Below are 24,400 nucleotides of genomic sequence, written 5' to 3'. Positions count from 1 at the left end.
CACCTTTGGATATAATCTATTTAGATTTTAGCAAAAGGAGCATTATGGAGCAAACTAATATCCCAATTGATCCAAAATATCTTGAACTTATGCTCAATCCTACCAATTATGGTGAAATGGAAGAGTATGATGCAAAAGGATTTGGAAAAAATGTCCAGACAGGGGAGATGGTAGTGATCTATCTCAAAATCGATCCCATTAGTACGATTATCAAAGAGATCAAGTGGCAAACCAATGGATGTGGTACGACGCTTGTCAGTGGTGCTTTGTTCAGTGAGGAGTATAAAGGCAAAACATTGCAAAGCGGTATCGAATTTACTGAAGATGTTTTTGAAAAGATCAAAGACAATCCTCCAGAAGATGCTGCGTGTGGCGAAGTGGTTGCAAGAGCGTTTATGGCTGCAGTACAAGATTATGAAGCAAGAAAACGAGGGGAAGAGAAAGAGCACATCGAATATGTGACGCTCAGTTGCCCAATACCCCAAGGAGGAGAAATTGAACAATCTGTTTCGAAAAAAGCATGAATTGTGGCTCAAGGTTTTGTTCGGCGCTTTCAGTCTCCCAAAAGGGGAGTGGTTTGATACGCTGCTCGATTTTGCAAATATGCAGTATCGCCATCTCAAATGGATTGCGAAAGCTATTGTTGAAAATGGAAGTGATTTTGACTGGGACAGGGAACATATTCAGCTTGGTTTTGACAACTCTACTCTTTTATTTAAAGATATCATCGATTCCATCGAAGCAATACAAAAAGAGTATCCAGAAAGCAAACTGTTTGAGAGAATACAAAGTGATGAATCCTTTATGCTCTATATGTTGGAAAAGTTTTCCAAGCAAGAGCCTATCGATATCCACAGTTTTGACAGACATCTCAGTTATAAAAGTCTTGACCAAGAGAGTCTATCCAGTCTTGTGCAGTTTCTGTTTGAAGAGATCTATAAAGAGTATGAACTGATCGTGACCTATACTTACTCTCAGATTCATACTAAACAAAGTGAGCTTTCTTTGATTTTCGAAGATCTTATCTATGAGTCTTTTTATCATCTAAAATCTTTTTGTGTCATCGCTGCAAAACTTGGTATCTTGGCGGTTCCGAGAGTTGTAATGAAAGAAGTGTATAAATTTGATGACATGAAGCAGTTTTTGAAAGATGGTATAGAAGAGGAGTTGGCTGCAAAAGAGCAGTGCAAGGCATTAAGTGCTGCTGTAAAAGATGAGGAATTAAGCAAATTTTTTGATTGCATCAATAATCAAGAAGATTATCATATCGAACTTATGAAGAGAGCTCTTGGACAGATTGGAGGATAAATTTTCGTAATACCTCTTTTGTCCTGGAATGCTCTAAGATATCTGCGTGTGTAGAGTCTGGGATAACAATCTCTTCTTTGAGATTATGCATAAAAGGTCTTAAAGCTTCATAACTTTTTGGAGGTGTCAAGGTGTCATGTTGGGCCAAAAGGACATAGATAGGTGCTTTGACTTTTTGGATATATCTGTACGTAGGGAATGGATGTTTTAAAATGAAAGATACGGGGAATATGGGATAGCGCATTTTTGCTAGATATTCGATAGAGTGAAACGGTGTGACAAGAATGAGGCTTATTGGATTGGTACGGGAAGCCACATAGGCTGCCACGCTTGTTCCAAGACTTCTTCCTACGATGATATTATGTTTTGTATGAAATTTTTGAAAAAGCATCAATGCTGATTGATAAAGAGTTTGCTGGGAAGGTTTTCCCTTAGAATTTCCGTATCCCGGATAGTTGTATGTCGCCACGTTGATAGGAAGATCTTCAAAAAGTGAAAGAGCCTGCAACGCATTATCCGCATTTCCGCCAAAATAAAATACCGTCACATCGCTGTTTCGATTCAAAATTCCCACTTCCAGGCCATCAATCATAATGACTTTTGCTTCTTTTGGAATGTCTATTTTTTTAGGAGCAAGATAGGGACGAAAGATGATTTTTTCTTGAAAAAGATAGAGATACAGAGCAAAAGCACTATAGATGAAAAGAATAAGAAGAAGGAGTTTCATGAGAGTCTGTGTTTGTAGTCGCAATAGTCAAACTTTTTTACGATTTCAAAACGTCCATCCTCTTTCAGTAAGGCTAAAGAGGGGAGTCTGATGCCGTTGAATGTAGTATTTTTGACAAACGTATAGTGAATCATATCTTCAAAAATGAGTTTTTGACCTCTTTGCAGTGGTTCATCGAAGCTGTAATCGCCTATGATATCACCTGCTAAGCAGCTGTTGCCTCCAAGGCGGTAGGTGTAGAGCTTTTCTCCAGGTTTTCCGGCTCCTCTAACATTCGGTCGGTAGGGCATTGCGAGGACATCTGGCATGTGGGTTTCTGCTGAGGTATCCAAAATAGCGATATCCATTCCATTGCGGACAATATCCACAACAGTTGCCACCAAAACGCCCGTTTGCCAGCCGACAGCTTCTCCCGGTTCAAGATAGACCTCTACATTGTAACAATTTTTAAAATCTCGGATAAGTTTGATCAAGAGTTCTTTGTTGTAGCCCTCTTTTGTGATATGGTGGCCTCCGCCGAAATTGATCCATTTGCATTTGGGTATAAATTCTCCAAAGCGCTCTTCAAATACTTTGAGTACACTTTCCAGACTCTCGGCACTCTCTTCACACAATGCATGAAAATGAAGTCCATCTATTGCATCATCCCAGCTAAACTCGCTCCTCACCACCCCCAGTCGGCTAAAAGCTCCACAGGGGTTATATAAATCTACCGGGGCTGCAGAGTATTCGGGATTGACACGCATTCCAATGGAGATATCTGGATTTGTTTTTTTGACTATATTCTTGAAAGTACTGAGTTGATGCATGGAGTTAAAAACGATATGATCGCTCATTTTTGCTATGAGCTCGATCTCATCTGCTTTGAATGCCGGAGAGTAGGTGTGCACCTCTTTGCCAAATTCTTCGAAAGCGAGTTTTGCCTCCCAAAGACCACTTGCAGTGGCACCATATAAATACTTTTTAACAAGATCAAAGGTGCTCCACATAGCAAAGCCTTTGAGGGCCAAAATAATCTTTGCACCGCTTTTTTGTTGTACCTCATCTAAAATTTCAAGGTTTCTTTGTAAAAGTGCCTCTTCACAGACATAACAGGGAGTCGGAATTTTGTCTAAAACTGTTTCTATTTGACTAGTGTAGTGCACCGAAAACCTCTTGTAGCGTTCTTGTTGTTCGAGCAATTGGTGATGTGCGTATCGCTTTTTCTTTTTGCGCAAGCATAGTAAAAAGACCTTGTAAAGTTCGGTTTGTCACATAGCTGGTAAGATCTTTTTCTTTTATTGGCTCATTGGATTTTCCTATAAATTGCATTGCATTGTTTATGAAGCTATTTTGTCCATATTGATTGTAGTACTTGACAATCGTTTGATAATACTTTGTTACTTGCTCTTTTTCCACATGTTTTTTAATGATTGGAGCAATTTTTTGTGCAAGCTGTTTACCGGCATGCTCTTTGAAATAGTCTGTAATAGCATCCTCTTTTTGTGAGAAAATCAGCTCTTTAGCCTTTTTTGTGTCTATGTTTTTGAGTGTATCGTAAAGAATGGAGGCCGTTTCAGGTATCGCTTCTTCTGCGGCTCGGTTCATTGAGCGTTCAAATGCATCGACATACTTGCCCAATCCTACTTTTTTTAAGGTATTGCTCATCAATTGCATATTGGATGGGATAGGGATTTTTACGAGAGAGTTTTTATAAAAACCATCCTCTTTTCCAAGCTGTTTGATTGCCTCTTGAATACCAACTTTTAAGGCATCCTTCATCGCACTTTGCGCTTTTGCATCATCGATATTTTGTTTTGAACTGTTTTTTTTATTTACGGGAGTCGTAAATGATTGCAGTGTTTCCAACCATCCGGCATGTGCCAGGAGTGCACAGCAAAGTGCACTGAAAATAAATTTTCTCATTGAACTTCTCTTGTTTCATCTGGATCCAACTCCATCACATGCCAAGGCAGTCCTTGTTTGTTGAGTTCCTCCATAAATGGATCGGGATCAAATTGCTCCATATTCCATACTCCCGGCTGATACCATTTCTTCTCCAACATCATTTTGGCTCCGATCATCGCAGGAACCCCGGTAGTGTAGCTTACGCACTGGCTGTAAACTTCTTTATAGGCTTCTTGGTGGTCGCAAATGTTGTAGATATAGATTTTTCTGCGTTTGCCGTCTTTGATGCCTTCACAAACGACACCAATATTGGTTTTTCCTTTTGTGCGGGGACCAAGAGATGCTGGATCTGGAAGTAAGGCTTTTACCACATGGAGTGGTACAACTTTGCATCCATCCACTTCTATAGGGTCGATTCGTGTAAGTCCGATATTGTCCAAAACTTTCAGATGTGTCAGGTAGCTTTGGCTAAAGGTCATCCAAAATCGGATTCGTTTCAGTCCTTTGATATGTTTGACCAAAGACTCTTCCTCTTCATGATAAAGCAGGTAGCTATCCTTTGGGCCAATTTCGGGATAGTCCCAAACCATTTTATATTCCATAGGTTCTGTTTCGATCCATTTTCCCTCTTCCCAGTAGCGACCTTTGGAATTTACTTCACGGATATTGATCTCGGGATTGAAATTCGTAGCAAAAGGATAGCCGTGATCACCTGCATTGCAATCAAGAATATCGATGTAATGAATTTCATCAAAATAGTGTTTTTGGGCATATGCACAAAAGACGTTAGTCACTCCTGGATCGAATCCGCTTCCAAGGAGTCCCATGATGCCTCGTTCCTTGAATGGTTCATTTAGTGCCCATTGCGGTCCGTACTCAAATTTTGCAGTGTCGGGATGCTCATAGTTTGCTGTATCTAGATAGTCTGTTTTTGTCTCCATACAGGCTTCCATAATGGAGAGATCTTGGTAAGGCAAAGCAACATTGATCACTACATCCGGTTTGACAAGATGAATGAGATCGATGAGTTCATTGACATTATCTGCATCGACTTTTGCGACATCGATGTCTCGGTTCCATCTATTTTTGATCTCTTGTTGGATCTCTTCACATTTTGCGAGTGTTCTGCTTGCCAGTGTAATATGCTCAAAGGTATCTGGATTGAGAGCGCATTTATGTGCCACGACTCTTCCAACGCCACCGGCTCCTATGATGAGGACTTTTCCCATAGAGTTTCCTTTTTTTGAAAAAATTATAGCAAAGCTATACGTAGAGATCTATATGCCCGTTTTTACCTCTTTTTTTGTAATTTTTTCTATTTTTTTTATATGTTTCATACTTTCTTTTTGCATTTTTTTGACTCTTTTTCCAGATGCGAATCACAGGATGAGGGCGTAGGGGTGTAACCGGGAAAGATTCTTCTACGCTGAAGTCTTCAGGCATGCTCTACCTTTGCCTTTTTTCTATTGTACCATATCCTTTTTGACTGAGCATCTCGATTCCCAGTAGAGGTTTTCGGGTCAAATCGGGAAAGTATCCCTTTTGACCTTTGCCACCATTGCTGTGGCACCCGATGCAGTTGCCATAGAAAAGGTATTTGCCCTCTTGGACCCATTCGGGATGGCTTGGTTTAAAGCCTTGCAGGGTTGCTAGAAATGCGGCTATTTTTTTCGCATCTTCAGCAGATACGGTGCCTCCTGGCATAGGGCCTGAAGGGTAGTGAAAGATGTTTGATCCTTCATTGATTACTTTTTCTATATATTTTTCAAAGCAACTTGTACAGTTTGGATCGATACGTACATGGGTATCTTTTTGCTGTCGTTTTACGATGATTTTATCGCTACTTTTATAGGTTCGTAGACTATACGCTATGGCGAAAAACAGAATCGGAAGTAATAAAAGAACCATTTTTTTCATGTTTTTATCATATCAAAAGTGACTTATGTCGCACATAAATCTTTTTTCTTAAGTTACAATGCAAGAAAAAAAGGAGGAGATATGGAGACGATAAATGTTGTTTGTCCAAACTGTCTGAGTGTCAATAGGCTGCCTAAAAAAGAGCACTACAATAAAGCAAAATGTGGAAAGTGTGGATTTGATCTTTTAGACACCCACCCAATTGAGCTTAATCAGGCCAACTTCGAAACTATGATCACAAAAAACGATATTCCCGTTATTGTGGATTTTTGGGCTCCTTGGTGTGGTCCCTGTCGCATGATGGCGCCAAATTTTGAAGCAGCTGCTAGCAATTTTGCTTTGAAAGCCAGATTTGCAAAACTCAATACCGAAGAGTATCCGCAGCTTGCAGCTCCGTTTGGTATACGGGGAATTCCTACGATGATCGCATTTTTACATGGGAAAGAGTTAGATAGAGTCTCAGGCGCTTTGTCAGCCCCGCAGATTGTACAGTGGGTACAAAGATTTATATAAAACCGGCAAGAGCCGGTTTTTACTTACTGCTTAGAGAGATAATCAGCGATAGCTTCGATATCTGCATCGCTGAGCGCAGCAACTTGAGCTTTCATAAGACCGCCCATTCCATGAACGTTTCTTGTTCCAGCTTTGTAGCCTTTAAGTGCTTCAACAACTTTCGCTTTTGGCCAACCTTTGATCACTTCAGATTTACCAAGTGCTTTTCGCTCACCATGTGCTCCATGGCATCCTGCACATTTTTTATAAAGTGCCGCTCCGTCTGCTGCCATTAGTGTTACTGCTGTTGCTGCCGCAAGTCCTAGTACTGCCAATTTTTTCATGTTTTCCTCCTTTGGTTAAGATTGGTTTGATTAACAGCTTGGTACGTTACCGCTGTCGCTTGCATACTCGTATGCAAAATCGTATACATTTTCAAGTTGAGATTTTTTCAAATACCCTTTTTTATATTTAGGGCACAGTTTTTGGATCTCATCTTCAAATTTTCCTGCATCGTGGATCTCTTCCCACTCATCTTGCGTATGTTTTGCAGCAAATTTTGCTCCGTTGAATCCACACACTTTTTTAAGTTTCTTTTGGTAGATTCTCTGTCCTTTCTCTGGACTTGCAAATGCTGCGGTACTGACAAAGCTTGCTCCGAGCATTGCTGCGAAGATAATGCTTGCGATTTTTTTCATTCTCGCCTCCTTCATGAATGTATTGGTATTGTAAAACACAATTGTGAGTCAATTGTGAACTATCTGATTTTACCAATAACAGTATATCGAGTCCAATAGATTTCTAATGCCTTTTCGAGCTCTTTTTCTTTTATTTTGTGCTTGTATACACCTTTAGTTCTTTTTTTATAATCATAAGGAAGTAGCGATTTTTTGGGGTCTGGATGAAGAAGAAACTTTCGTATGGCTTTTAGGGTTCTTGATTTGCTTGAGTGATATAAAATATAATTAAAATAAATAGCTTTAAGATCAATGTGTTTCTTTTGGTGACAAGGTATGCACCGTTTATCAAAGAGCGTTTGTGAAAAAAGTGCGATTTGTATCAAAAAAATAAAAACTATTTTTGCCATCGTACGGTTATCCTTGTAAATTGATCCGGTTTTGATTGGATATCGAGTGTGAGGTGAAACTCTTTGGCGATCATATCAACGATATTGAGGCCAAGACCAAAGCCGCCTTCACTACTTTGGAGCCTGCTGTAACGTTCAAATATATAATGGAGTTTGTCTGGTGGTATGCCGATTCCAGTATCTTCGATCGTAAAACTGTTGGGAGTTGTAGTGATAAAGATTTTTCCACCTATTTTATTGTATTTGATAGCATTGGAGAGCAGATTATCGATCAGTCTTGCTATCTTTTTTTTATCTGCATTTAGGAAACATTGCTGGACAGGATTAAATACAATATTAATTTTTTTTGAATCGGCCAATGTTTTAAAGTAGTCGATGCGTTGCTGTAACAGTTCATTCATATTGATTTTTTCTATTGTTGATGGAATTTTATCTCGCAGCAAGAGATAGGAGAGATCTTCATAAATGGTGGATATCGTCCGTGCCGCTATATCAATACGTTCTATCTTGCGTTTCATCTTTTGATCAAATGAACTATCTTTGAGTGTTTCTATATTGGTCAATATGGTGCTGACAGGAGTGTTCAATTCATGTGTTGTATCTTTGATGAAATTGTTTAAAAGCATGATGGAGTCTTTCATCGGTTTTAAAAAGAGTTTTACCAGATAATATCCGAGTCCAGCCATAAAAAGAAGAAAGAGTAAACCAAACAGCGTTATGTTCCTATATACCGAAAAGAGCCACGCTTCATCATCTTTCATTTCTATAATCACGTATTTTGCTCCAAGATAGTAGAGTTCTGGCTCTTTTATAAAATAGATATATTTTCCCTTTTTATAAAGCATATGTTTGAAATCGATCGATTCATTTTTCAGCAAGGAAAAGATCTTTTCATAATCCGCATCGTAGATTGCGGAGTTGAAGTTGGAGTATCTTGGATAGTAGTTGTCCTCCAGAAGACTTTTGTGCATCTGTCTGATACGGGTGATGACATATTTGGCGTAGGTATGCAGTTTGGGAAGATGGGAATTGAGCATCAACTCTTTTTCAAATCGATAGTAGGTAAAAGAAGCCAATGTCAAAATGATAATAGTCAAAAATATATAAAGCAGCAGAAAGTTCCAAAGACTTTTTTTCTCACTTGATAAATTTGTAACCATGTCGTTTGATGCTTTCTATCCGCTCTTTTCCTATATATTTTCGAAGATTTTTTATATAGGTTCGAAGTGCCATGTCGCTCGGCGTCTCTTCATAATCCCAAAGATGTTCATAGATTGTATCATGGCTGAGTACTTCATTTGGATGTTGCAAAAAAAGTTTTAATAAACGCAGTTCCTTTTGGTTGAGGTTTGCAGACTGATCGTTGATGAAAAGTTGATTTGATTTGATATCATAGAAGATGTTTTTGTCGATTGGTATGCGATCGTTTTTGGTTTCGAAACTTCTTTTTAAGAGTGTTTCCATTCTGATTTTCAGCTCTTTCAAAGCAAAAGGTTTTCTGATATAGTCATCGGCTCCGCTTTCGAACCCTTTTTCGAGGTTTTCCACACTGTCGAGCGAAGTGATGAAGATTGCCGGAGTCTCTTCTTTTTCTCTTATCTTTTTTAGAAGCTCAAAACCGTCAATTCCAGGAACCATGACATCGAAAAGCAAAATATCATAATGTTTTTCATAGATATTGTCCATTGCATCACTCGATGTATGAACCACATCTACGTTATATCCCTCATCTTCAAGATACTCTTTGATGGTTTCGGCAAGGTTGATATCATCTTCGAGCAGTAAAACAGACGCTTTTTGCAAATCCTCTCCTTTAACAATATAATAATACAAAAAAGCGGGTGAAAATGAAATGTAAAGTATGTCGAAAAGGTGAGCTGTTCTATCTGTTTGGATGGGGACTGATGGTGACAGCTTTCAATGCTTTTACCGTCGGATGCGTACAGCTGACGAGTGGCGGAGCATACGGTATGATGATAGCGGGAACGGCTATCATGATTTTTGGCGCATATTTGAAATCGAGGTAGATCATGGCTATAACCAACAGTGAAATTGCAAAGATTTTTAGTGAGTATGCGGATCTTTTGGAGATAAAGGGGGAAAATCCTTTTAAAGTCAGGGCGTACAGAAATGCGGCAAGAACGGTAGAAAATATTGGAAAGAGCTTGGAAGAGCTCGTCAACGAAGGGTATGACCTGACAAAGCTTCCGGGAATCGGAACCGATTTGTCGCTCTATATCAAAGAGATTGTCAAAACGGGAAAGTTTTCCAAACTGGAACAGATCAAAGAGGAGATCCCTCCAACTCTTGTGGAGATGCTCTCCATTGAAGGGCTTGGTCCCAAACGGATCAAAACATTGTATGAGAAACTCCATATCCAGTCTATGGAAGATTTACGAAGAGCTGCCGAGAGTGGGGAGATAGAAAAACTTCCAGGGTTTGGTCCAACATTGGTACAAAAGATTTTGAAAGGAGTCAGATTAGCCAAAAAAGCGGGTCACCGCTTTAAATGGAGTGAGGCGAAAGAGTACGTGGATGATCTGTTGGAGTATCTGCATCAAATAGAGCTTACCCATTTGGAGGTGGCCGGCAGTTTTCGAAGAAAAAAAGAGACTGTAGGAGATCTTGATATTTTGGCAACTGCGAAAGATTTTAGCAAGGTGATCCGCCATTTCGTCAAATATCCGAAAATTAAAGAGGTGGTCTCTGCCGGTTCTACCAGATCGACCGTAATTCTCAACAATGATCTTCAAGTGGATTTAAGAAGCGTAGAGGATGAAAGTTACGGATCGGCTCTGCACTATTTTACAGGCTCGAAAGCACACAATATCGAGGTGAGAAAACTTGCTATTGAACTTGGTTTGAAGGTAAATGAGTATGGTGTTTTTAAAGGAAACGAACGCATTGCCGGAAAAACGGAAGAGGAGGTCTATAAGGCGGTAGGACTTTGTTATATCGAGCCAGAACTCAGAGAAAACAGAGGGGAGATCGAAGCTTGTAAAGCCGGAAAGCTTCCTAAGCTTGTGGAGCTTTCCGATATCAAAGGCGATCTTCACATGCATACCGTCTATAGCGATGGAAAACATACCATTGAAGATATGGCCAAAGCGGCGAAAGAGATGGGATATGAGTATATCGCTATTACAGATCATTCAAAACGGCTTACTGTAGCGCATGGTTTGGATGAGAAAAGAGCGCTCAAAGAGTTTGAAGAGATCGATAAAATCAATGAAACAATCGATGGGATAACTATTTTGAAAGGGATGGAAGTCGATATACTGGAAGATGGCTCGCTTGACATGAGTGACGAAGTTTTGGCACAAATGGATGTGGTATTGGCTGCTGTGCATTATAAATTTAATCTTGATCAAAAAAAACAGACAGATCGGATTTTAAGAGCATTGGACAATCCTTATGTTAACATCATCGCCCATCCCACAGGAAGAATGATCAATATGCGTCAGCCAATCGCTCTTGATATGACAAAGATTTTACAAAGGGCGAAAGAAAACGGTGTGTTTATGGAGATCAATGCCCAACCGGACCGTTTGGATTTGAATGATGTCCATGCAAAAATGGCAAAAGAGTTGGGAGTGAAAATGGCCATCAATACAGATACCCACAATATCTACTCCCTATTTTATATGCAGTATGGCGTCAATCAGGCAAGGAGAGGTTGGTGCGAAAAAGAGGATATCATCAACACAAGGAGCTTAGATGAGCTTAGAAAACTTCTCAAACGTTAAATACAGCTATCCGTTTCAACCAAAAACGCCCTATGTAGCAGTCGATGGTATCATCAAAATCTTTATAAAAGAGCAGTTTCAAGGTATTGTCCTCATTGAGAGAAAAAATGAACCGAAAGGGTTTGCTTTGCCTGGGGGGTTTGTCGAAATTGGAGAAAAGGTTGAGGATGCATTACGCCGAGAGATGAAAGAGGAGACCGGACTAGATGTGGAAAGCCCCAGACTTTTTCATGTCTTTAGCGATCCGTTGCGAGATCCAAGATTTCATACTGTTTCTATTACATTTGAATGTATCGCATATAAAGAGCCAAAAAGTGGCGATGATGCAAAAGCGGCCCATATTGTGAAGCTGGAAGAGATCCCTTGGGACAGACTCGTTTTTGATCATGCAGACATATTGCAAAAATTTTTAAAAAGAGAATAAAAAAATCTATTTGTTGGATTTGATCTCTTTATGCATATATGTTTGGATAAACTTGTCGATCAAAAATTGCCCGTAGGGGTCTATTTTTGTAATAACTACGCTATAGAAACACCCATCCTCAAATTTCTCCTGTGAAACGATTTTCCCTGTAAATTCGATTGATGAATTATCTAGCTTAAAGCGTAACAAAATTGGATAGTTTGCGTCCAGTATGGAGTCATCAAGGAAGATTTTGATTCCTTTATAGGAAATATCTACGATAGTGACACAATAGAGTGTTTTAAGCACTCTATCCGTTCTTTCTAGAAGGGCTGAAATATCCACTTCGACTCTGGGATAGCTTCTTTGTGAAAGATATTCTATGGTACTAGTGTGAGGGATTTTTATAATCTTGTCTTTTCCCAATTTATATATATTTTTGATAGTAGCAGAAATTGCGGTAGCCGATAAAGGTGATAAGTGGATAATTATTCTTCCAAATGTATTGATTCCAATAGCGTGGTTCTCTTTGTGATATAAGATTTTCCAAAAATTGTGATGTTCATTTTTTTTGCAAAGTTGTACGGGAATAAAATGATGGGAATCTAAATAAAATTTTGCTTTTGTACTGATGGGTATATTTTTCGAATTGTGTATTGTATTAATATTTGTTGGGTATAAACTCATGGTACGGTACCTCATATAAAGTTAGCCAGGAAGGTAAGCCACCATGTGTATCTGCTTTCAATCTACTGTATACTAGTTTTTCTAAAAAGAGTTTGTCCATCTGTCGTATGTTGGTAAATGCAATATTGTAATATCTATGGTCATTTATCGTAGTGGAGCCTAAAACGTAGCCATCCAAAGATATTTTTTTATCTAAAACTCGAAATGAGAGATTAATATTCTTTGCTGTAATTGGTTCATCTATTTTTATTTTTGCTCCACCTTCGGATATATCGATAATATCCACGACGTACATAGGATGAACGCCATTTTGTGAAAGTATTTTCAAAAGCCCTTTGGACCCAAGAAAAACTCTAGGAGTTTTTCTGTGATACAGATATTCTATGGTGTCTGTATGCGGCAAACGGATATAACGGATATCACCAAACTCCCAGACCATTTCGATCTTGGCTGTGAAAGAAAGGGCGATTGTAGATTGCACTTCAATTACAACCGTTCTGCAGATGTTTTGCTGAAGAAACTTTGCATTGGAGTGTGGAAGAACCTTCCATATAGCGTATTTGTCATGCTGCTCATGAAGCTGTATTGGTGCAAAGTCGTTATGCGTAAAGAAAAATTTCCCTATTTGCTCTATCTGGAGTTCTCGTGTTGATTCGATTGTATATATCGGCAAATTTTCTTGCATTACAACCCTTGTATTGGTCTAATGCAATTGTAATACAAGAACGTTCCAAAAATGTTCCAATGGATTGATACGTTGTGCAAGATTGTGATATGGGAGAGATGATATAGAAGTGGCGGAGCCGACGGGACTCGAACCCGCGACCTCCGGCGTGACAGGCCGGCATTCTAACCAACTGAACTACGGCTCCAAATGGTGGTCGCTAGTGGACTCGAACCACTGACCACTTGCTTGTAAGGCAAGCGCTCTACCAACTGAGCTAAGCGACCTTCAAATGGCGACCCCTAGGGGATTTGAACCCCTGTGACCACCGTGAAAGGGTGGCATCCTTGGCCACTAGATGAAGGGGTCTGAAGTGGTGACCCGTGTTGGATTCGAACCAACGGCCCACTCCTTAAAAGGGAGTTGCTCTACCAGCTGAGCTAACGGGTCAAAACTTCCTTCGCTTCGGGCTTTCTTAGTTGTTTCCCTCAACGAATGTGGGTGAAATTATAAGCAAAATTTTTTTGCTTGTCAAGAGTTTTCAAAAAAGATCATCAGAAGCTATTTCAAAAAGCAGTTTTACACCATACATCGCCGCTTGATACTGGACGTAGTTGCGATCCCCTTCAAAGTGCATTTTGTGGATGATGGATTGATTAGTATCACCGCAACCCACAAAAACCGTTCCTACAGGTTTTTCTTTACTGCCGCCACCTGGTCCTGCGATTCCACTGATAGCGATAGCATAATCACTTTCACTGCTTTTCAGTGCACCTTCAATCATCTCTTCCACTGTTTCATGACTGACCGCTCCATATTTCATCAGCGTTTCATTTCGAACGCCAAGCCAAGCGTGTTTTATTTCATTCGCATAGGTGACCAGTGATCCATCGAATATATTGGATGCGCCTGGAATTTTTGTAAGCATCGAAGCCAAAAGACCTCCGGTGCAACTTTCGGCGAATGTGATCTTTTTATGAGCGATAGTGAAGCGATCTATTAGATACTCAAACAGATTGTGTGCGATGATCATATTGTTTGGGAAAAGAAGTTTTGCGTTTTGTACAAACATGGGCAAATCGCCAAATTTTTTGTTGATGGCAAGAATTTTATAAAGATTGTGTGTCAGTTTTGTTGTTTGTATCTCGATTTCGAATGTTCTTGCAAGCGGCGAGAGCTTTTCAATAAACTCTTCATATTCAAGATCGAAAATATGCAAAATGGCCGATTCGATTCCGTTTTCAAGTAAAATCTTTGGTACTTTTTTACAGACTTCTGCTTGAATGACATTGATCTGTTTGTCCTGGGCATAAAGTATGTAACTGTCTTTTTCAATCTCGGAAACTTTTGATGGGACGAGCATCCCTTCTTTTGCTATCAGGTTGTCTTCATACAGTGTCGATAAAATTTTGCTTACTATTGGAAAACTTTGGCTCGTTGTGGCTATCAAGATGGTGTCAAAGTTTTCTATCGTTTTTGATACGTGCAAAATGAGATCTTTGTCTTTGTCGTGAAAAAACTCTTTGGCATGGATATTGATGAATTGCTTGTACATCGTTCTTTCGATGGAGGCGACAAAGGCATCATTGATCAAAAAGTCTTGACCGATAAAAAGAATCGCGTTTTTCATGGGCGTTCCTTGCTATTTCTAATGATTATAGCAAATATTCAGAAGCTTTTAACCACATTTTTTATACAATATTAACCAAAAATTGAATAAAAGAGGGTTCATGGATTATAAAGAGACGCTGCTTTTACCCAAGACCACATTCCCGATGCGGGGAAATCTCCCTCAAAACGAGCCAAAACGGTTTGCGAAATGGTTTGAAAAAGATGTGTATGAAAAGATGAAAAAAAATCGTGAAGGCAAAGAGCTTTTCACCCTTCACGACGGTCCTCCCTATGCAAACGGACACATTCACATCGGTCATGCCCTCAACAAAATCTTGAAAGATATCATCGTCAAATTCAACTATTTTGAAGGTAAAGCGGTTCGCTTTACTCCGGGGTGGGACTGTCATGGTCTGCCGATTGAGCAGCAGGTAGAGAAGAAACTCGGAACTGCGAAAAAAGAGGAGCTTCCAAAAACAAAGATTCGAGAACTTTGCCGAGAACACGCTGCCAAGTTTGTGGGTATTCAAAAAGAGGAGTTCAAAAACCTTGGTGTCATAGCTGACTGGGAAAAGCCCTATCTGACGATGGACTACGCCTTTGAAGCCGATATCTATAGAGCCCTTTGTGAAATAGCAAAAGAGGGGCTTTTGGTTGAGCGAAGTAAACCGGTGTACTGGAGCTGGGCTGCAAAAACGGCACTCGCTGAAGCGGAAGTGGAGTATGAAGACAAAGTTTCACCATCGATTTATGTGGCTTTCAAACTGGATAAAGAAGCTGTCCAAGAGATAGGCAAAGATGCAAGTATCATCATCTGGACTACCACTCCATGGACGCTTCCTGCCAATACTGGAATCGCTCTCAATCCTGACATCGAGTATGTTTTGACAAATGACGGCTATGTCGTGGCGGCAGACTTACTTGATGAACTCAAAGAAAAAGGTATCGTCAAAGGCAATGTTGAAAAGAGTATTTCGCCAAAAGAGCTGGAAAATCTTCACGCAATCAATCCATTAAATGGTAGAAGAAGCCGCATCGTTCTTGGTGAGCATGTTACGACCGAGAGTGGAACAGGGGCTGTCCATACGGCTCCAGGACATGGAGAAGACGATTATAGAGTAGGGCTGAAGTACGACCTTGAGGTACTGATGCCAGTTGATGATTCTGGGCGCTATGATGAGACGATCGTTCGAGAGAAGCTGTTGCCTGAAGAGTTTGTTGGTATGAACGTTTTTGAAGCAAATGAGAAAATTTGCGAACTATTGGGCGATGCGCTTTTGAAAAAAGAGGATATCAAGCACTCCTATCCACACTGCTGGCGAACCCATAAACCGATCATTTTCCGTGCAACAAAGCAGTGGTTTATCGCAGTAGACAAAGCGCCAAAAGATCTGCAAAAGACGCTGCGCCAGATCGCTTTGCAAGAAGTTGAAAAAACCACTTTTTATCCGGAATGGGGAAGAAACCGTCTAAAAAGCATGATCGAAAACAGGCCCGATTGGTGTATCTCAAGACAAAGAGACTGGGGAGTCCCTATCGCCTTTTTTAGAAACAAAAAAACGGGTGAAGTGATTTATGACGAGAAGGTTTTGAACTATATCGCCATGATTTTTGAGCGAATGGGGACAGATGCTTGGTATAGCTTGAGTGTCGAAGAACTTTTGTATCCAGGAAGCGGGTACGATCCAAATGATCTTGAAAAAGTGATGGATATCCTCGATGTCTGGTTTGACAGTGGTTCCACATGGTATGCGGTTCTTAAAAGCAGACGTTATGATGCAGGAGAGTACCCAGCAGATCTATACCTGGAAGGAAGCGATCAGCACAGAGGATGGTTCCAAAGCTCTTTACTGGTCAGTGGTGCTATCGAAAAACGGGCACCATTCAAAGCGATTCTCACCCACGGCTTTACAGTGGATGAGAAGGGTGAGAAGATGAGCAAATCCAAAGGCAATGTGGTAGCGCCTATGGATGTTGCCAAAAAATTTGGTGTTGAGATTTTACGTCTATGGGTTGCCATGAGCGACTATCAAAGCGATCTGAAAATCAGTGACAACATCTTGAAACAGATTGCCGAGCAGTACCGAAAACTGAGAAACACTTTCCGTTTCATGCTGGCAAACATCAATGACCTAGAAACAATCCAAAGCGATTTTGGAGTACTGGATCGATGGATTTTGGCAAAAGCGAAATCGGTTTTTGAAGAGGTGGAGAAACAGTTCAAAAACTATCAGTTTGCCAAAGGATTCTCTGCTCTCAATAACTTTATCGTCAACGAATTTAGCGGAATCTATCTTGATGTGTGCAAAGATAGACTCTATTGCGATGCATTAAACGATCCGCATCGAAGAGCGAGTCAGAGCGCCATGGCGCTCATCGCAAAAAGCATGCTCGGGCTCATTGCGCCGGTTCTGACCTATACAGCCGATGAGATTGTGGAACATGCACCAAGTGTCCTTCGAAACGATGCGGAAGATATTTTTGATTTTTCTATAGAGCCGCTGCCTATGATTCAAAGTGATTTTGATGAAGAGTATATGATCGAAGCGAGAAGCAAGTTCAATGAAATTGTGGATCAACTCAAAAAAGAGAAGATTGTCAAATCCTCTTTGGAGCTTGTCATTGAAACCACTTCGTCAAAGGTACTCGCGTTGGATGCAACGGAGAGAGAAGATTGGTTTATTGTGAGTGGCGTTGAAGAACAGATCGAATCCGAAGATCTTGGTGATTTCAAAGTAGAAGGGGATCAGTTCATCATCAAAAAAGCTATTTTGCATAAATGTCCAAGATGTTGGAAGTATAAAGCCAAAGAAGAGGGTGCGCTTTGCGAGAGATGTCAAAAGGTAGTCGATGGACTTGAGCAAGCCGGTTCCTGATAGCGCTATCGTTATAGCGATACTCTTTTTCATTCTATTGACCGCAACGGGTATAATAATGATACAAAAAGCAAGGAGAAAAGATTGATAACACTTAAAGAGGCTCTGTCAAAATCAAAAGGTGAGTTACAAGATATAAAAGATGAGCTTAAAAAAAGAGCACTAGAGCAACGTGAAATCAATGCATATATTGCTCTTGATGAGAGCGGCGAGGGCGTGCCTATCGCTATCAAAGACAACATCCAAGTAGTTGGATGGGAAGTAACCTGTGCCAGTAAGATTTTAAAAGGCTACATAGCCCCTTATGATGCGACAGTCATACAGAAACTGCGTTCGAACGGACTTGTTCCTTTTGGGCGAACCAATATGGATGAGTTTGCCATGGGAAGTACCACGGAGACCAGCTGCTATGGGAAGACGCTCAATCCAAAAGATCCTTCACGGGTTCCCGGTGGAAGCAGTGGAGGAAGTGCAGCTGCAGTTGCAGCAGGAATCGCCATTGCGGCTCTTGGAAGTGATACTGGTGGAAGTATCCGTCAACCTGCGGCATTTTGCGGGGTTGTAGGGATGAAGCCAACCTATGGAAGAGTAAGCCGATACGGGCTTGCAGCATACGGAAGCAGCCTCGATCAAATTGGTCCCATGACACAGAATGTGGAAGATGCGGCGATTTTATACAACATTATCGCTGGGCCAGATGCCAAAGATAGCACCAGTGCGAGGATTGAATGCAAACCAGTGGTACCAGACCCAAAAAGAAAACTAAAAATAGGCGTTGTTCCAAATTATGTCAAAGATGCAAGTGGTGCAGTTCAAAAGGCGTACGATAAGGCGATTGAAGCATTGAAGCAAGAGGGGCATGAAATCGTTGAAGTTTCTTTAATGGATGCAAAATATGATATCGCCTCTTACTATATCACTGCCATGGCAGAAGCAAGTACGAACTTGAGCCGATACGATGGTGTACGTTACGGCTATCGGGCTGAAGCCAAAAATCTCAAGGAGATGTACCTCAAAACAAGAAGCGAGGGATTTGGCGAAGAGGTAAAAAGAAGAATATTGCTTGGAACCTTTGTTCTTTCCAGCGGATACTACGATGCATACTATATCAAAGCGCAAAAAGCGCGCCATATCATCAAGGATGAATACAATAAAGTGTTTGAAAAGGTAGATCTCATTTTAAGCCCTGTGGCTCCCGATGTTGCTTATGAGTTTGGTGCTATGAAGACTCCACTTGAGATGTACCTAAGTGATGTGTACACAATAGGGGTCAATTTAGCAGGATTGCCGGCCATTTCATTGCCAGTTGATGAACATGAAGGACTTCCTGTAGGATTGCAGCTTATTGGAAAAGCTTTCGATGAGCAGACAGTTTTTGATGGGGCGATGAGCCTTGAAAACGCTTTGAAATAGAGGAGAAGAGAATGAAACTACGTGGAAAAGCTCTTACGTTTGAAGATGTCCTTTTGGTACCGAAACACTCCCAAGTACTTCCAAAAGAGGTCAATGTCAAAACGATGCTTACAAGAAATGTACCGCTAAACATCCCTTTGGTCTCAGCTGCCATGGATACAGTGACTGAGCATAGAGCTGCCATTGCCATGGCACGACTTGGCGGTATAGGGATTATCCATAAAAATATGGATATTGCTTCCCAGGTTGCTGAGATCAAGAGAGTCAAAAAGAGTGAGAGCGGTGTCATAATGGATCCGATTTTCATCCATCCAGATGCTACCATCGGCGAAGCTGAAAAGATCATGAGCGAATACCGCATCAGCGGTGTACCTGTTGTGGATGAAGATATGCATCTTCTTGGGATTTTGACTAACAGAGACCTGAGATTTGAGAAAGATTTCAGTAAAAAAGTTTCAGAAGTGATGACAAAGATGCCGCTTGTGACTGCAAAACCGGGCATTACCTTGGAAGAAGCCGCAGAAAAGATGAATGAACACAAAATTGAAAAACTTCCTATCATTGATGCAGAAGGAAGACTCAAAGGACTTGTGACAATCAAAGACATCAAGAAAAAGATAGAGTATCCAAACGCTAACAAGGATGAGTATGGAAGACTTCGTGTGGGAGCCGCAATAGGTGTTAACCAACTCGATCGTGCACGTGCCTTGGTAGAAGCTGGTGTCGATGTTTTGGTTCTTGATAGTGCTCACGGGCACTCTCAAGGTATCATCGATACTCTCAAAGCGATCAAAGATGAGCTTGATATCGATGTTGTAGCCGGTAATGTTGCGACACCTGAAGCGACAGAAGATTTGATCAAAGCTGGAGCCGATGCGGTGAAAGTGGGTATAGGACCAGGGAGTATCTGTACAACAAGAATCGTTGCAGGTGTGGGAGTACCTCAAATCACCGCGATCGATACCTGTGCCCAGGTGGCAAGGGAGTATGGCGTACCCATCATCGCTGACGGCGGTATCAAATATTCTGGTGATGTGGCGAAAGCTTTGGCTGTTGGAGCAAGCAGTGTGATGATAGGAAGCTTACTTGCAGGCACAGAAGAGAGTCCGGGCGAAGTGGTCATGTATCAAGGGCGTCAGTACAAGACATACCGAGGCATGGGAAGTATCGGTGCGATGACAAAAGGAAGTACCGATCGATATTTTCAAGAAGGAACAGCTGCGGACAAACTTGTGCCCGAAGGAATTGAGGGAATGGTGCCTTACAGAGGAAAGATAGCCAATGTAGTTCATCAACTTATCGGAGGTCTAAGAAGCTCCATGGGATATCTTGGCGCAAAAGATATTCCGACTTTCCAAGAAAGAGCGGAATTTGTAGAGATTACCAGCGCTGGGCTTAAAGAGTCCCATGTTCATGATGTAACAATTACGAAAGAAGCTCCCAACTACCACGTATAAGATTGGCTTTGCCAATCTTTTTCTTGCTATAATTGCTCCAAATCAATATAGGAAATCGTTATGGATAAGTTTGAACGTTTCCAGACCGCTGTTGTGCAGATGATCGGTTCAAAAGAGGGAGCGATATCGCCTCCCATTGTAGGATCAGCTTCTTTTGCCTACGGTTCGCCTCAAAACGGGGAAGCTATCTTTAGCGGAGATCTTCCAAAGCCTCTGTATGCCAGGATGGGAAATCCGACCAATGCAAAACTTGAAAGCATTTTAGCAATGATGGATGAAGCCGAGGGAGCGGTAGTCACAGCAAGTGGTATGGGAGCTATCGCGATGACGGTAACCTCGATGCTGGAGTCCGGCGATGAAGTTGCTTGCATTGGGGGGCTTTTTGGAGGCAGTTACGCCTTTTTTAAAGAGACCGCTGCAAGACTAGGTATTCGAGCCAATTTCTACAAGGCCGATGAACTGCCAAAGATTTCTCCAAAGACGAAGATGATCTATTGCGAAAGCATCGGCAATCCAAATATGCAGATCGTTGATTTTGAAGCGCTTGGCATGTTGGCCAAGGAGCATAACATTTTGTATGTAGTGGACAATACTTTAACACCTTTACTTTTCAATCCTTTTGAGTACGGAGCCGATCTTGTTCTTTACTCCACCACAAAAATCATCGCCGGATTTTCCCAGGCACTTGGTGGAGCTGTGGTATTTAGAAGCGTTCGAGAAGAGTTGGTGCAAAACTATCCTTTTATGGAAAAATTTATTGAAAAACTTGGAAATAAAGCTTATATGGGGATGCTGAAAAAAAGAGCTTTGAGGGATTTTGGTATGAGTCAAGATGCCTTTGGAAGCTATTTGACTATGCTTGGACTAGAAACCCTTGCATGGCGCGTCCAAAGAGTGAGTCAAAGTGCGAAGGAAGTAGCCTTGGCACTTCAAAGTTATGTAAAAGTAATCCATCCAGCAGTAAGCAACGATCCAAAATATGAGCGCTATTTTCCATACTCTTGTGGACAGATGTTGGGGCTTGATTTTGGAAGCAAAGAGAGAGCCTTTGCCTTTTTACAAAAAGCAAAACTTCCCTTTATCACGGCAAATCTTGGCGATAGCCGGACACTGGCCCTTCACATGGCAAGTACGATCTATCGAGATTTTAGTGAAGATGAGAGAAAATTTTTGGGTGTAAGCGATGGATTTGTGAGAGTTTCCATAGGACTGGAGCACCCCGAAGCGATCATAGATGATTTTACAAATGCTATAAAGGAAATAGGATGAAAAAAGAGACGATAGCACTGCACGCAGGATATGAGAAAGATGAACAAAAGACGATGGCCGTTCCTATCTATATGACCACTGCTTATGCCTTTGACAGTGCAGAACATGCAGCCAATCTTTTTGCACTCAAAGAGCTTGGAAACATTTACACCCGTATCGGTAATCCGACGACAGATGTCTTTGAAAAGCGTTTCGCCGCACTTGAGGGGGGCGTAGCGGCATTGGCGACTTCCAGTGGAATGGCAGCCATCAACTACAGTGTACTCAATCTATGTGAAGCGGGAGACAATATTGTTGCAGCCCATCAGCTCTATGGCGGAACGGTAACGCTTTTTACCCACACGCTCAAGCGTCTTGGAATTGAAGCGAGAATGTTTGATGTGCACGAGCCACAGCAGATAGAAAAACTGATCGATGAAAAAACGAAAGTGATCTTTTTTGAAAGTATCACAAATCCGAGTATTGATGTGCCGGATTTTGAACAGATTGTACAGATCGCCAATAAACACGATATCATCACCATCATAGACAATACTGTCGCTACGCCGATACTGTGTAACCCTATAGAGTATGGTGTGGATGTGGTGGTCCACAGCACCAGTAAATATACAACAGGCCAGGGACTGGCACTTGGCGGTATCATCGTGGAAGGAGAGAGTGCAAAAGAAAAAATCAAAAACAATCCAAGATATACCCATTTCAACGAACCAGATACAAGTTATCACGGTCTTATCTATACCGATAGCCCTTTTCCTCCATTTATATTGAGAGCCAGACTGAGTCTGCTTCGGGATATGGGGTCAGCGCCAAGTCCGTTTAACAGCTGGCTCTTTATCCAGGGACTTGAGCATCTGAGTCTAAGAGTCAAACAGCATAGCCAAAGTGCTTTGGAAATAGCCAAATGGCTACAAAAACATCCAAAAGTAAAAAAGGTCAACTATCCACTCCTGGAAGGAGATAAAAACTATGAAAATGCCAAAAAGTATCTAAGAGGAGGTGCCAGCGGGCTTTTGAGTTTTGAAGTGGGAAGTTTTGACGAGGCAAAAAAGATAGCTGACAGCGTGAAGATCTTTAGCAGGGTCGTCAATATCGGTGATAGCAAATCGATCATTACCCATCCTGCATCCACAACTCATCAACAGTTGAGCGCAGAAGAGCTCGTAGCTGCAGGTGTGAGTGAAGGGCTTATTCGACTAAGTATAGGCTTGGAAGCGACCCGAGATTTGATCGAAGATCTGAATCAGGCGTTATCATAAAATAAAATTATAAAATAACTAAATAGATTCAACAATAATGTAAATTTTTAAATGTTACGTAAAAGCTAAAAAGTGCAAAAGCAAGCGCCCATATGGGTCAAGTGCACTTTTTTAACGCTTTTACTAAAATTTGCAAAATTATTTCGCTTTCTTTAGTCATTGTTTCTTTGAATTTGATGATAATTGTAATAACCAAGTTTACCTGGAAAGTTTAGCACCAAAAATTTTAAACTCCTTTTCCCCTTCATAGTAGGGTTTCCACCAGTTGATCACGAGGGGTACCGAGATATTGAGCAAAAATGTTGCAAAGATAAGCGTTTGAAACTGTGCATCATCGAAAATTTTGTTTTCTGTATAGGCGATATTGATAACGATAAAGGCAAGCTCTGCTCGCCCAAGCATTCCTAATCCTATCATTACCGATTCATGCCATTTGTAGCCGCCAGTATATTTTGCTGCTAAAGCAGCCGAGAGAATTTGAAAAATAAATACAAGACCAAAGAGTACCAGAACCTGCCACCAGATCGAGTCCAAAATATCAAAGTCAAAAATGATTTTGCTTCCGAGGTTGACAAAGAAAATCGGTCCAAAAATGGTAAATGCGATATGATCCATCACAAATTTTGACTCTTTAAATATCTTATCCGGTCTTGGCGCTTTCTCAAATAAGAAGTACTCTTTTTTCATAAAAAGTCCGGCGATATATGCACCAATTGCTGGGTGGAAACCAAAAAGATCGGCTATTGCACCCATGCCCATTGCCACAAAGACCATGATAAGCGGCGTAAACTCGCCTCCATACATAATCAGAAGCTTTTTGATGCTAACAGGTACAAACAGTTTTGTCAAATGGTAGTCCAGTTTTTGTAAAAATGTGGCGTTTTTTGGAAGTTTTTTGGGAACTTTTTCAGGAAATGCAAAAAGCCCTATAATTAGAGTAATGGCAAAAAAGAGAATGACTTTGATGGTGATCCATCCGATATTTTCAAAGTTGATCTCCAGACTTCCTCCAGATTTCGTTGCAGCAAGTGCCAAAGGGATGATAATGGCCACGCCGATGAGGGACAGGACATCATCAACCACTGCAGCTGTCATGATACCGGTAGTGGCAGTTGATTTGTGCATATTTTTTGCTTTCAAGCTCACCATTGTCAAACTCACTGCCGTTGCGGTCATGGTAAGGCCCCATAGCAGTGCAACGGAGTCGTTGTAGCCAAACATTTTTGCACTTAAAAACCCAGCTAAAAAAGGAAAAATTGCTCCTATGATTGCAATGCCCAAACTTCTTTTGAGTCCCTCTTTGAAATGGTTCAGATCCTCGTCAAATCCAAGAGCAAACATGATAAATACAATACCCCATTCGCCGATATACTCCAAAACTTCATGATGTTGAGGTATTATCCCAAGATTGGCAAACAGAGCACCAAAAACGATAAGCCACAAGACATCAACTGTCGCCGTTTTTTTGGCAATGGTCTTGGAAAGGATTACAATGCCCAATATGACACTGCTTATCAACCAAATGTTGTGCTGTAACATCTCCTGGATCATAAAATTTCCTTACAAAAATTGACTCTATTATATCTATTTTAGCTCTTTT

26 protein-coding genes and 4 tRNA genes are annotated in these 24,400 nt (G+C 41.0%); 11 read left to right on the top strand and 19 right to left on the bottom strand.

All coding sequences use genetic code 11. The features are described 5' to 3' along the window. The first annotated feature begins 44 nt into the window (after positions 1 to 44). Both JG735_RS06910 and JG735_RS06905 read left to right on the top strand, forming a co-directional pair. Positions 45 to 524, top strand: coding sequence for an iron-sulfur cluster assembly scaffold protein (locus JG735_RS06910; protein ID WP_201334343.1), 480 nt, complete (start codon positions 45 to 47; stop codon positions 522 to 524). After that, positions 496 to 1,308, top strand: a complete 813-nt coding sequence (locus JG735_RS06905) for a hypothetical protein (RefSeq protein ID WP_201334342.1) — start codon at positions 496 to 498, stop codon at positions 1,306 to 1,308. Before JG735_RS06910 ends, JG735_RS06905 begins: the two co-directional genes overlap by 29 nt. On the opposite strand, the gene JG735_RS06900 is transcribed toward JG735_RS06905, so the two are convergent. From JG735_RS06900 to JG735_RS06875, 6 genes are read right to left on the bottom strand one after another with little or no spacing between them, the layout of a single operon-like run. Beyond that, the gene (locus tag JG735_RS06900; protein WP_201334341.1) at positions 1,274 to 2,059 is read right to left on the bottom strand and encodes an alpha/beta hydrolase; all 786 of its coding nucleotides are present in this window, start codon (positions 2,057 to 2,059) and stop codon (positions 1,274 to 1,276) included. The genes JG735_RS06905 and JG735_RS06900 overlap by 35 nt on opposite strands. Continuing rightward, on the bottom strand, positions 2,032 to 3,180 hold the full coding sequence (gene nspC / locus JG735_RS06895) for a carboxynorspermidine decarboxylase (RefSeq protein WP_201334340.1): 1,149 nt from the start codon (positions 3,178 to 3,180) through the stop codon (positions 2,032 to 2,034). The genes JG735_RS06900 and nspC overlap by 28 nt, the downstream gene beginning before the upstream one ends. Then, complete coding sequence (locus tag JG735_RS06890; protein ID WP_201334339.1) at positions 3,167 to 3,940, bottom strand: DUF4197 domain-containing protein; 774 nt, start codon at positions 3,938 to 3,940, stop codon at positions 3,167 to 3,169. Before JG735_RS06890 ends, nspC begins: the two co-directional genes overlap by 14 nt. Continuing rightward, entirely contained in the window at positions 3,937 to 5,151 is a 1,215-nt protein-coding gene (locus JG735_RS06885) for a saccharopine dehydrogenase family protein (protein WP_201334338.1), read from the bottom strand. The genes JG735_RS06890 and JG735_RS06885 overlap by 4 nt, the downstream gene beginning before the upstream one ends. 34 nt (positions 5,152 to 5,185) lie before the next feature. Then, positions 5,186 to 5,365: a hypothetical protein gene (locus JG735_RS06880; protein WP_201334337.1), complete on the bottom strand. Its 180-nt coding sequence runs from the start codon at positions 5,363 to 5,365 to the stop codon at positions 5,186 to 5,188. Positions 5,366 to 5,368: 3 nt separating this feature from the next. Next, the gene (locus JG735_RS06875) at positions 5,369 to 5,839 is read right to left on the bottom strand and encodes a c-type cytochrome (RefSeq protein WP_201334336.1); all 471 of its coding nucleotides are present in this window, start codon (positions 5,837 to 5,839) and stop codon (positions 5,369 to 5,371) included. 81 nt (positions 5,840 to 5,920) lie between these two features. On the opposite strand from JG735_RS06875, the gene trxC reads away from it, so the two are divergent. After that, entirely contained in the window at positions 5,921 to 6,352 is a 432-nt protein-coding gene (gene trxC / locus JG735_RS06870; RefSeq protein WP_201334335.1) for a thioredoxin TrxC, read from the top strand. A 23-nt stretch (positions 6,353 to 6,375) separates the two neighbouring features. On the opposite strand, the gene JG735_RS06865 is transcribed toward trxC, so the two are convergent. From JG735_RS06865 to JG735_RS06845, 5 genes are read right to left on the bottom strand one after another with little or no spacing between them, the layout of a single operon-like run. Further along, complete coding sequence (locus tag JG735_RS06865) at positions 6,376 to 6,675, bottom strand: c-type cytochrome (protein ID WP_012082663.1); 300 nt, start codon at positions 6,673 to 6,675, stop codon at positions 6,376 to 6,378. A 30-nt stretch (positions 6,676 to 6,705) separates the two neighbouring features. Beyond that, positions 6,706 to 7,029: a cytochrome C gene (locus JG735_RS06860; RefSeq protein ID WP_201334334.1), complete on the bottom strand. Its 324-nt coding sequence runs from the start codon at positions 7,027 to 7,029 to the stop codon at positions 6,706 to 6,708. Positions 7,030 to 7,088: 59 nt separating this feature from the next. Then, the gene (locus tag JG735_RS06855; protein WP_201334333.1) at positions 7,089 to 7,418 is read right to left on the bottom strand and encodes a hypothetical protein; all 330 of its coding nucleotides are present in this window, start codon (positions 7,416 to 7,418) and stop codon (positions 7,089 to 7,091) included. After that, the gene (locus JG735_RS06850; protein WP_201334332.1) at positions 7,406 to 8,578 is read right to left on the bottom strand and encodes a HAMP domain-containing sensor histidine kinase; all 1,173 of its coding nucleotides are present in this window, start codon (positions 8,576 to 8,578) and stop codon (positions 7,406 to 7,408) included. Before JG735_RS06850 ends, JG735_RS06855 begins: the two co-directional genes overlap by 13 nt. Continuing rightward, on the bottom strand, positions 8,556 to 9,221 hold the full coding sequence (locus tag JG735_RS06845) for a response regulator transcription factor (protein WP_201334331.1): 666 nt from the start codon (positions 9,219 to 9,221) through the stop codon (positions 8,556 to 8,558). The genes JG735_RS06850 and JG735_RS06845 overlap by 23 nt, the downstream gene beginning before the upstream one ends. Before the next feature lie 44 nt (positions 9,222 to 9,265). Here JG735_RS06845 and JG735_RS06840 point away from each other — a divergent pair, with 44 nt between their 5' ends. Genes JG735_RS06840 through JG735_RS06830 form a run of 3 tightly spaced genes read left to right on the top strand, consistent with a single transcriptional unit; the run spans position 9,266 to position 11,588 of the window. Next, positions 9,266 to 9,445, top strand: coding sequence for a hypothetical protein (locus tag JG735_RS06840; protein WP_201334330.1), 180 nt, complete (start codon positions 9,266 to 9,268; stop codon positions 9,443 to 9,445). 3 nt (positions 9,446 to 9,448) lie between these two features. Beyond that, on the top strand, positions 9,449 to 11,164 hold the full coding sequence (gene polX / locus JG735_RS06835; protein ID WP_201334329.1) for a DNA polymerase/3'-5' exonuclease PolX: 1,716 nt from the start codon (positions 9,449 to 9,451) through the stop codon (positions 11,162 to 11,164). Then, complete coding sequence (locus JG735_RS06830; RefSeq protein WP_201334328.1) at positions 11,136 to 11,588, top strand: NUDIX hydrolase; 453 nt, start codon at positions 11,136 to 11,138, stop codon at positions 11,586 to 11,588. Before polX ends, JG735_RS06830 begins: the two co-directional genes overlap by 29 nt. Before the next feature lie 6 nt (positions 11,589 to 11,594). On the opposite strand, the gene JG735_RS06825 is transcribed toward JG735_RS06830, so the two are convergent. From JG735_RS06825 to JG735_RS06795, 7 genes are all read right to left on the bottom strand, one after another. Further along, positions 11,595 to 12,254, bottom strand: coding sequence for a PilZ domain-containing protein (locus tag JG735_RS06825; RefSeq protein ID WP_201334327.1), 660 nt, complete (start codon positions 12,252 to 12,254; stop codon positions 11,595 to 11,597). Next, positions 12,229 to 12,939, bottom strand: coding sequence for a PilZ domain-containing protein (locus JG735_RS06820; RefSeq protein ID WP_201334326.1), 711 nt, complete (start codon positions 12,937 to 12,939; stop codon positions 12,229 to 12,231). Before JG735_RS06820 ends, JG735_RS06825 begins: the two co-directional genes overlap by 26 nt. Positions 12,940 to 13,049: 110 nt before the next feature. After that, a tRNA-Asp gene (locus JG735_RS06815) sits at positions 13,050 to 13,126 on the bottom strand. Between the two features lie 3 nt (positions 13,127 to 13,129). Next, a tRNA-Val gene (locus tag JG735_RS06810) sits at positions 13,130 to 13,205 on the bottom strand. Positions 13,206 to 13,211: 6 nt separating this feature from the next. Then, positions 13,212 to 13,287, bottom strand: a tRNA-Glu gene (locus JG735_RS06805). Positions 13,288 to 13,292: 5 nt separating this feature from the next. After that, a tRNA-Lys gene (locus JG735_RS06800) sits at positions 13,293 to 13,368 on the bottom strand. Between the two features lie 91 nt (positions 13,369 to 13,459). Then, positions 13,460 to 14,548, bottom strand: coding sequence for a CinA family protein (locus tag JG735_RS06795; RefSeq protein WP_201334325.1), 1,089 nt, complete (start codon positions 14,546 to 14,548; stop codon positions 13,460 to 13,462). 100 nt (positions 14,549 to 14,648) lie between these two features. Here JG735_RS06795 and ileS point away from each other — a divergent pair, with 100 nt between their 5' ends. The 5 genes from ileS to JG735_RS06770 all read left to right on the top strand — a co-directional run bounded on the left by ileS (position 14,649) and on the right by JG735_RS06770 (position 22,800). Continuing rightward, positions 14,649 to 17,405: an isoleucine--tRNA ligase gene (ileS, locus tag JG735_RS06790; RefSeq protein ID WP_201334324.1), complete on the top strand. Its 2,757-nt coding sequence runs from the start codon at positions 14,649 to 14,651 to the stop codon at positions 17,403 to 17,405. 84 nt (positions 17,406 to 17,489) lie between these two features. Next, complete coding sequence (gene gatA, locus JG735_RS06785) at positions 17,490 to 18,818, top strand: Asp-tRNA(Asn)/Glu-tRNA(Gln) amidotransferase subunit GatA (protein ID WP_201334323.1); 1,329 nt, start codon at positions 17,490 to 17,492, stop codon at positions 18,816 to 18,818. Between the two features lie 11 nt (positions 18,819 to 18,829). After that, positions 18,830 to 20,275 carry an IMP dehydrogenase gene (gene guaB, locus JG735_RS06780; protein WP_201334322.1) on the top strand — a complete coding sequence of 482 codons (1,446 nt, stop codon included), beginning with the start codon at positions 18,830 to 18,832 and terminating at the stop codon, positions 20,273 to 20,275. A gap of 60 nt (positions 20,276 to 20,335) precedes the next feature. Then, a complete protein-coding gene (locus JG735_RS06775; RefSeq protein WP_201334321.1) occupies positions 20,336 to 21,544 on the top strand; it encodes a PLP-dependent aspartate aminotransferase family protein in 1,209 nt (402 codons plus the stop codon). Next, positions 21,541 to 22,800: an O-acetylhomoserine aminocarboxypropyltransferase/cysteine synthase family protein gene (locus JG735_RS06770; RefSeq protein WP_201334320.1), complete on the top strand. Its 1,260-nt coding sequence runs from the start codon at positions 21,541 to 21,543 to the stop codon at positions 22,798 to 22,800. The genes JG735_RS06775 and JG735_RS06770 overlap by 4 nt, the downstream gene beginning before the upstream one ends. 198 nt (positions 22,801 to 22,998) lie before the next feature. On the opposite strand, the gene JG735_RS06765 is transcribed toward JG735_RS06770, so the two are convergent. Beyond that, a complete protein-coding gene (locus JG735_RS06765; RefSeq protein ID WP_201334319.1) occupies positions 22,999 to 24,351 on the bottom strand; it encodes a cation:proton antiporter in 1,353 nt (450 codons plus the stop codon). Positions 24,352 to 24,400: the final 49 nt, after the last annotated feature.

It is taken from the genome of Nitratiruptor sp. YY08-10, from assembly GCF_016629565.1.
Taxonomy (GTDB): domain Bacteria; phylum Campylobacterota; class Campylobacteria; order Campylobacterales; family Nitratiruptoraceae; genus Nitratiruptor.
Note: the sequence above shows the minus strand (reverse complement) of the source record. Positions and strands in the feature narration are given on the sequence as shown.

Coding starts and splice junctions, on each gene's coding strand:
- JG735_RS06795 (WP_201334325.1), bottom strand. CDS start 14,548: ATGAAAAACGCGATTCTTTTTATCGGTCAAGACTTTTTGATCAATGAT.
- JG735_RS06770 (WP_201334320.1), top strand. CDS start 21,541: ATGAAAAAAGAGACGATAGCACTGCACGCAGGATATGAGAAAGATGAA.
- JG735_RS06765 (WP_201334319.1), bottom strand. CDS start 24,351: ATGATCCAGGAGATGTTACAGCACAACATTTGGTTGATAAGCAGTGTC.
- JG735_RS06860 (WP_201334334.1), bottom strand. CDS start 7,029: ATGAAAAAAATCGCAAGCATTATCTTCGCAGCAATGCTCGGAGCAAGC.
- polX (WP_201334329.1), top strand. CDS start 9,449: ATGGCTATAACCAACAGTGAAATTGCAAAGATTTTTAGTGAGTATGCG.
- guaB (WP_201334322.1), top strand. CDS start 18,830: ATGAAACTACGTGGAAAAGCTCTTACGTTTGAAGATGTCCTTTTGGTA.
- JG735_RS06880 (WP_201334337.1), bottom strand. CDS start 5,365: ATGCCTGAAGACTTCAGCGTAGAAGAATCTTTCCCGGTTACACCCCTA.
- JG735_RS06875 (WP_201334336.1), bottom strand. CDS start 5,839: ATGAAAAAAATGGTTCTTTTATTACTTCCGATTCTGTTTTTCGCCATA.
- JG735_RS06890 (WP_201334339.1), bottom strand. CDS start 3,940: ATGAGAAAATTTATTTTCAGTGCACTTTGCTGTGCACTCCTGGCACAT.
- trxC (WP_201334335.1), top strand. CDS start 5,921: ATGGAGACGATAAATGTTGTTTGTCCAAACTGTCTGAGTGTCAATAGG.
- ileS (WP_201334324.1), top strand. CDS start 14,649: ATGGATTATAAAGAGACGCTGCTTTTACCCAAGACCACATTCCCGATG.
- JG735_RS06885 (WP_201334338.1), bottom strand. CDS start 5,151: ATGGGAAAAGTCCTCATCATAGGAGCCGGTGGCGTTGGAAGAGTCGTG.
- JG735_RS06825 (WP_201334327.1), bottom strand. CDS start 12,254: ATGAGTTTATACCCAACAAATATTAATACAATACACAATTCGAAAAAT.
- JG735_RS06820 (WP_201334326.1), bottom strand. CDS start 12,939: ATGCAAGAAAATTTGCCGATATATACAATCGAATCAACACGAGAACTC.
- JG735_RS06865 (WP_012082663.1), bottom strand. CDS start 6,675: ATGAAAAAATTGGCAGTACTAGGACTTGCGGCAGCAACAGCAGTAACA.
- JG735_RS06850 (WP_201334332.1), bottom strand. CDS start 8,578: ATGGTTACAAATTTATCAAGTGAGAAAAAAAGTCTTTGGAACTTTCTG.
- JG735_RS06840 (WP_201334330.1), top strand. CDS start 9,266: ATGAAATGTAAAGTATGTCGAAAAGGTGAGCTGTTCTATCTGTTTGGA.
- JG735_RS06775 (WP_201334321.1), top strand. CDS start 20,336: ATGGATAAGTTTGAACGTTTCCAGACCGCTGTTGTGCAGATGATCGGT.
- JG735_RS06855 (WP_201334333.1), bottom strand. CDS start 7,418: ATGGCAAAAATAGTTTTTATTTTTTTGATACAAATCGCACTTTTTTCA.
- JG735_RS06830 (WP_201334328.1), top strand. CDS start 11,136: ATGAGCTTAGAAAACTTCTCAAACGTTAAATACAGCTATCCGTTTCAA.
- JG735_RS06910 (WP_201334343.1), top strand. CDS start 45: ATGGAGCAAACTAATATCCCAATTGATCCAAAATATCTTGAACTTATG.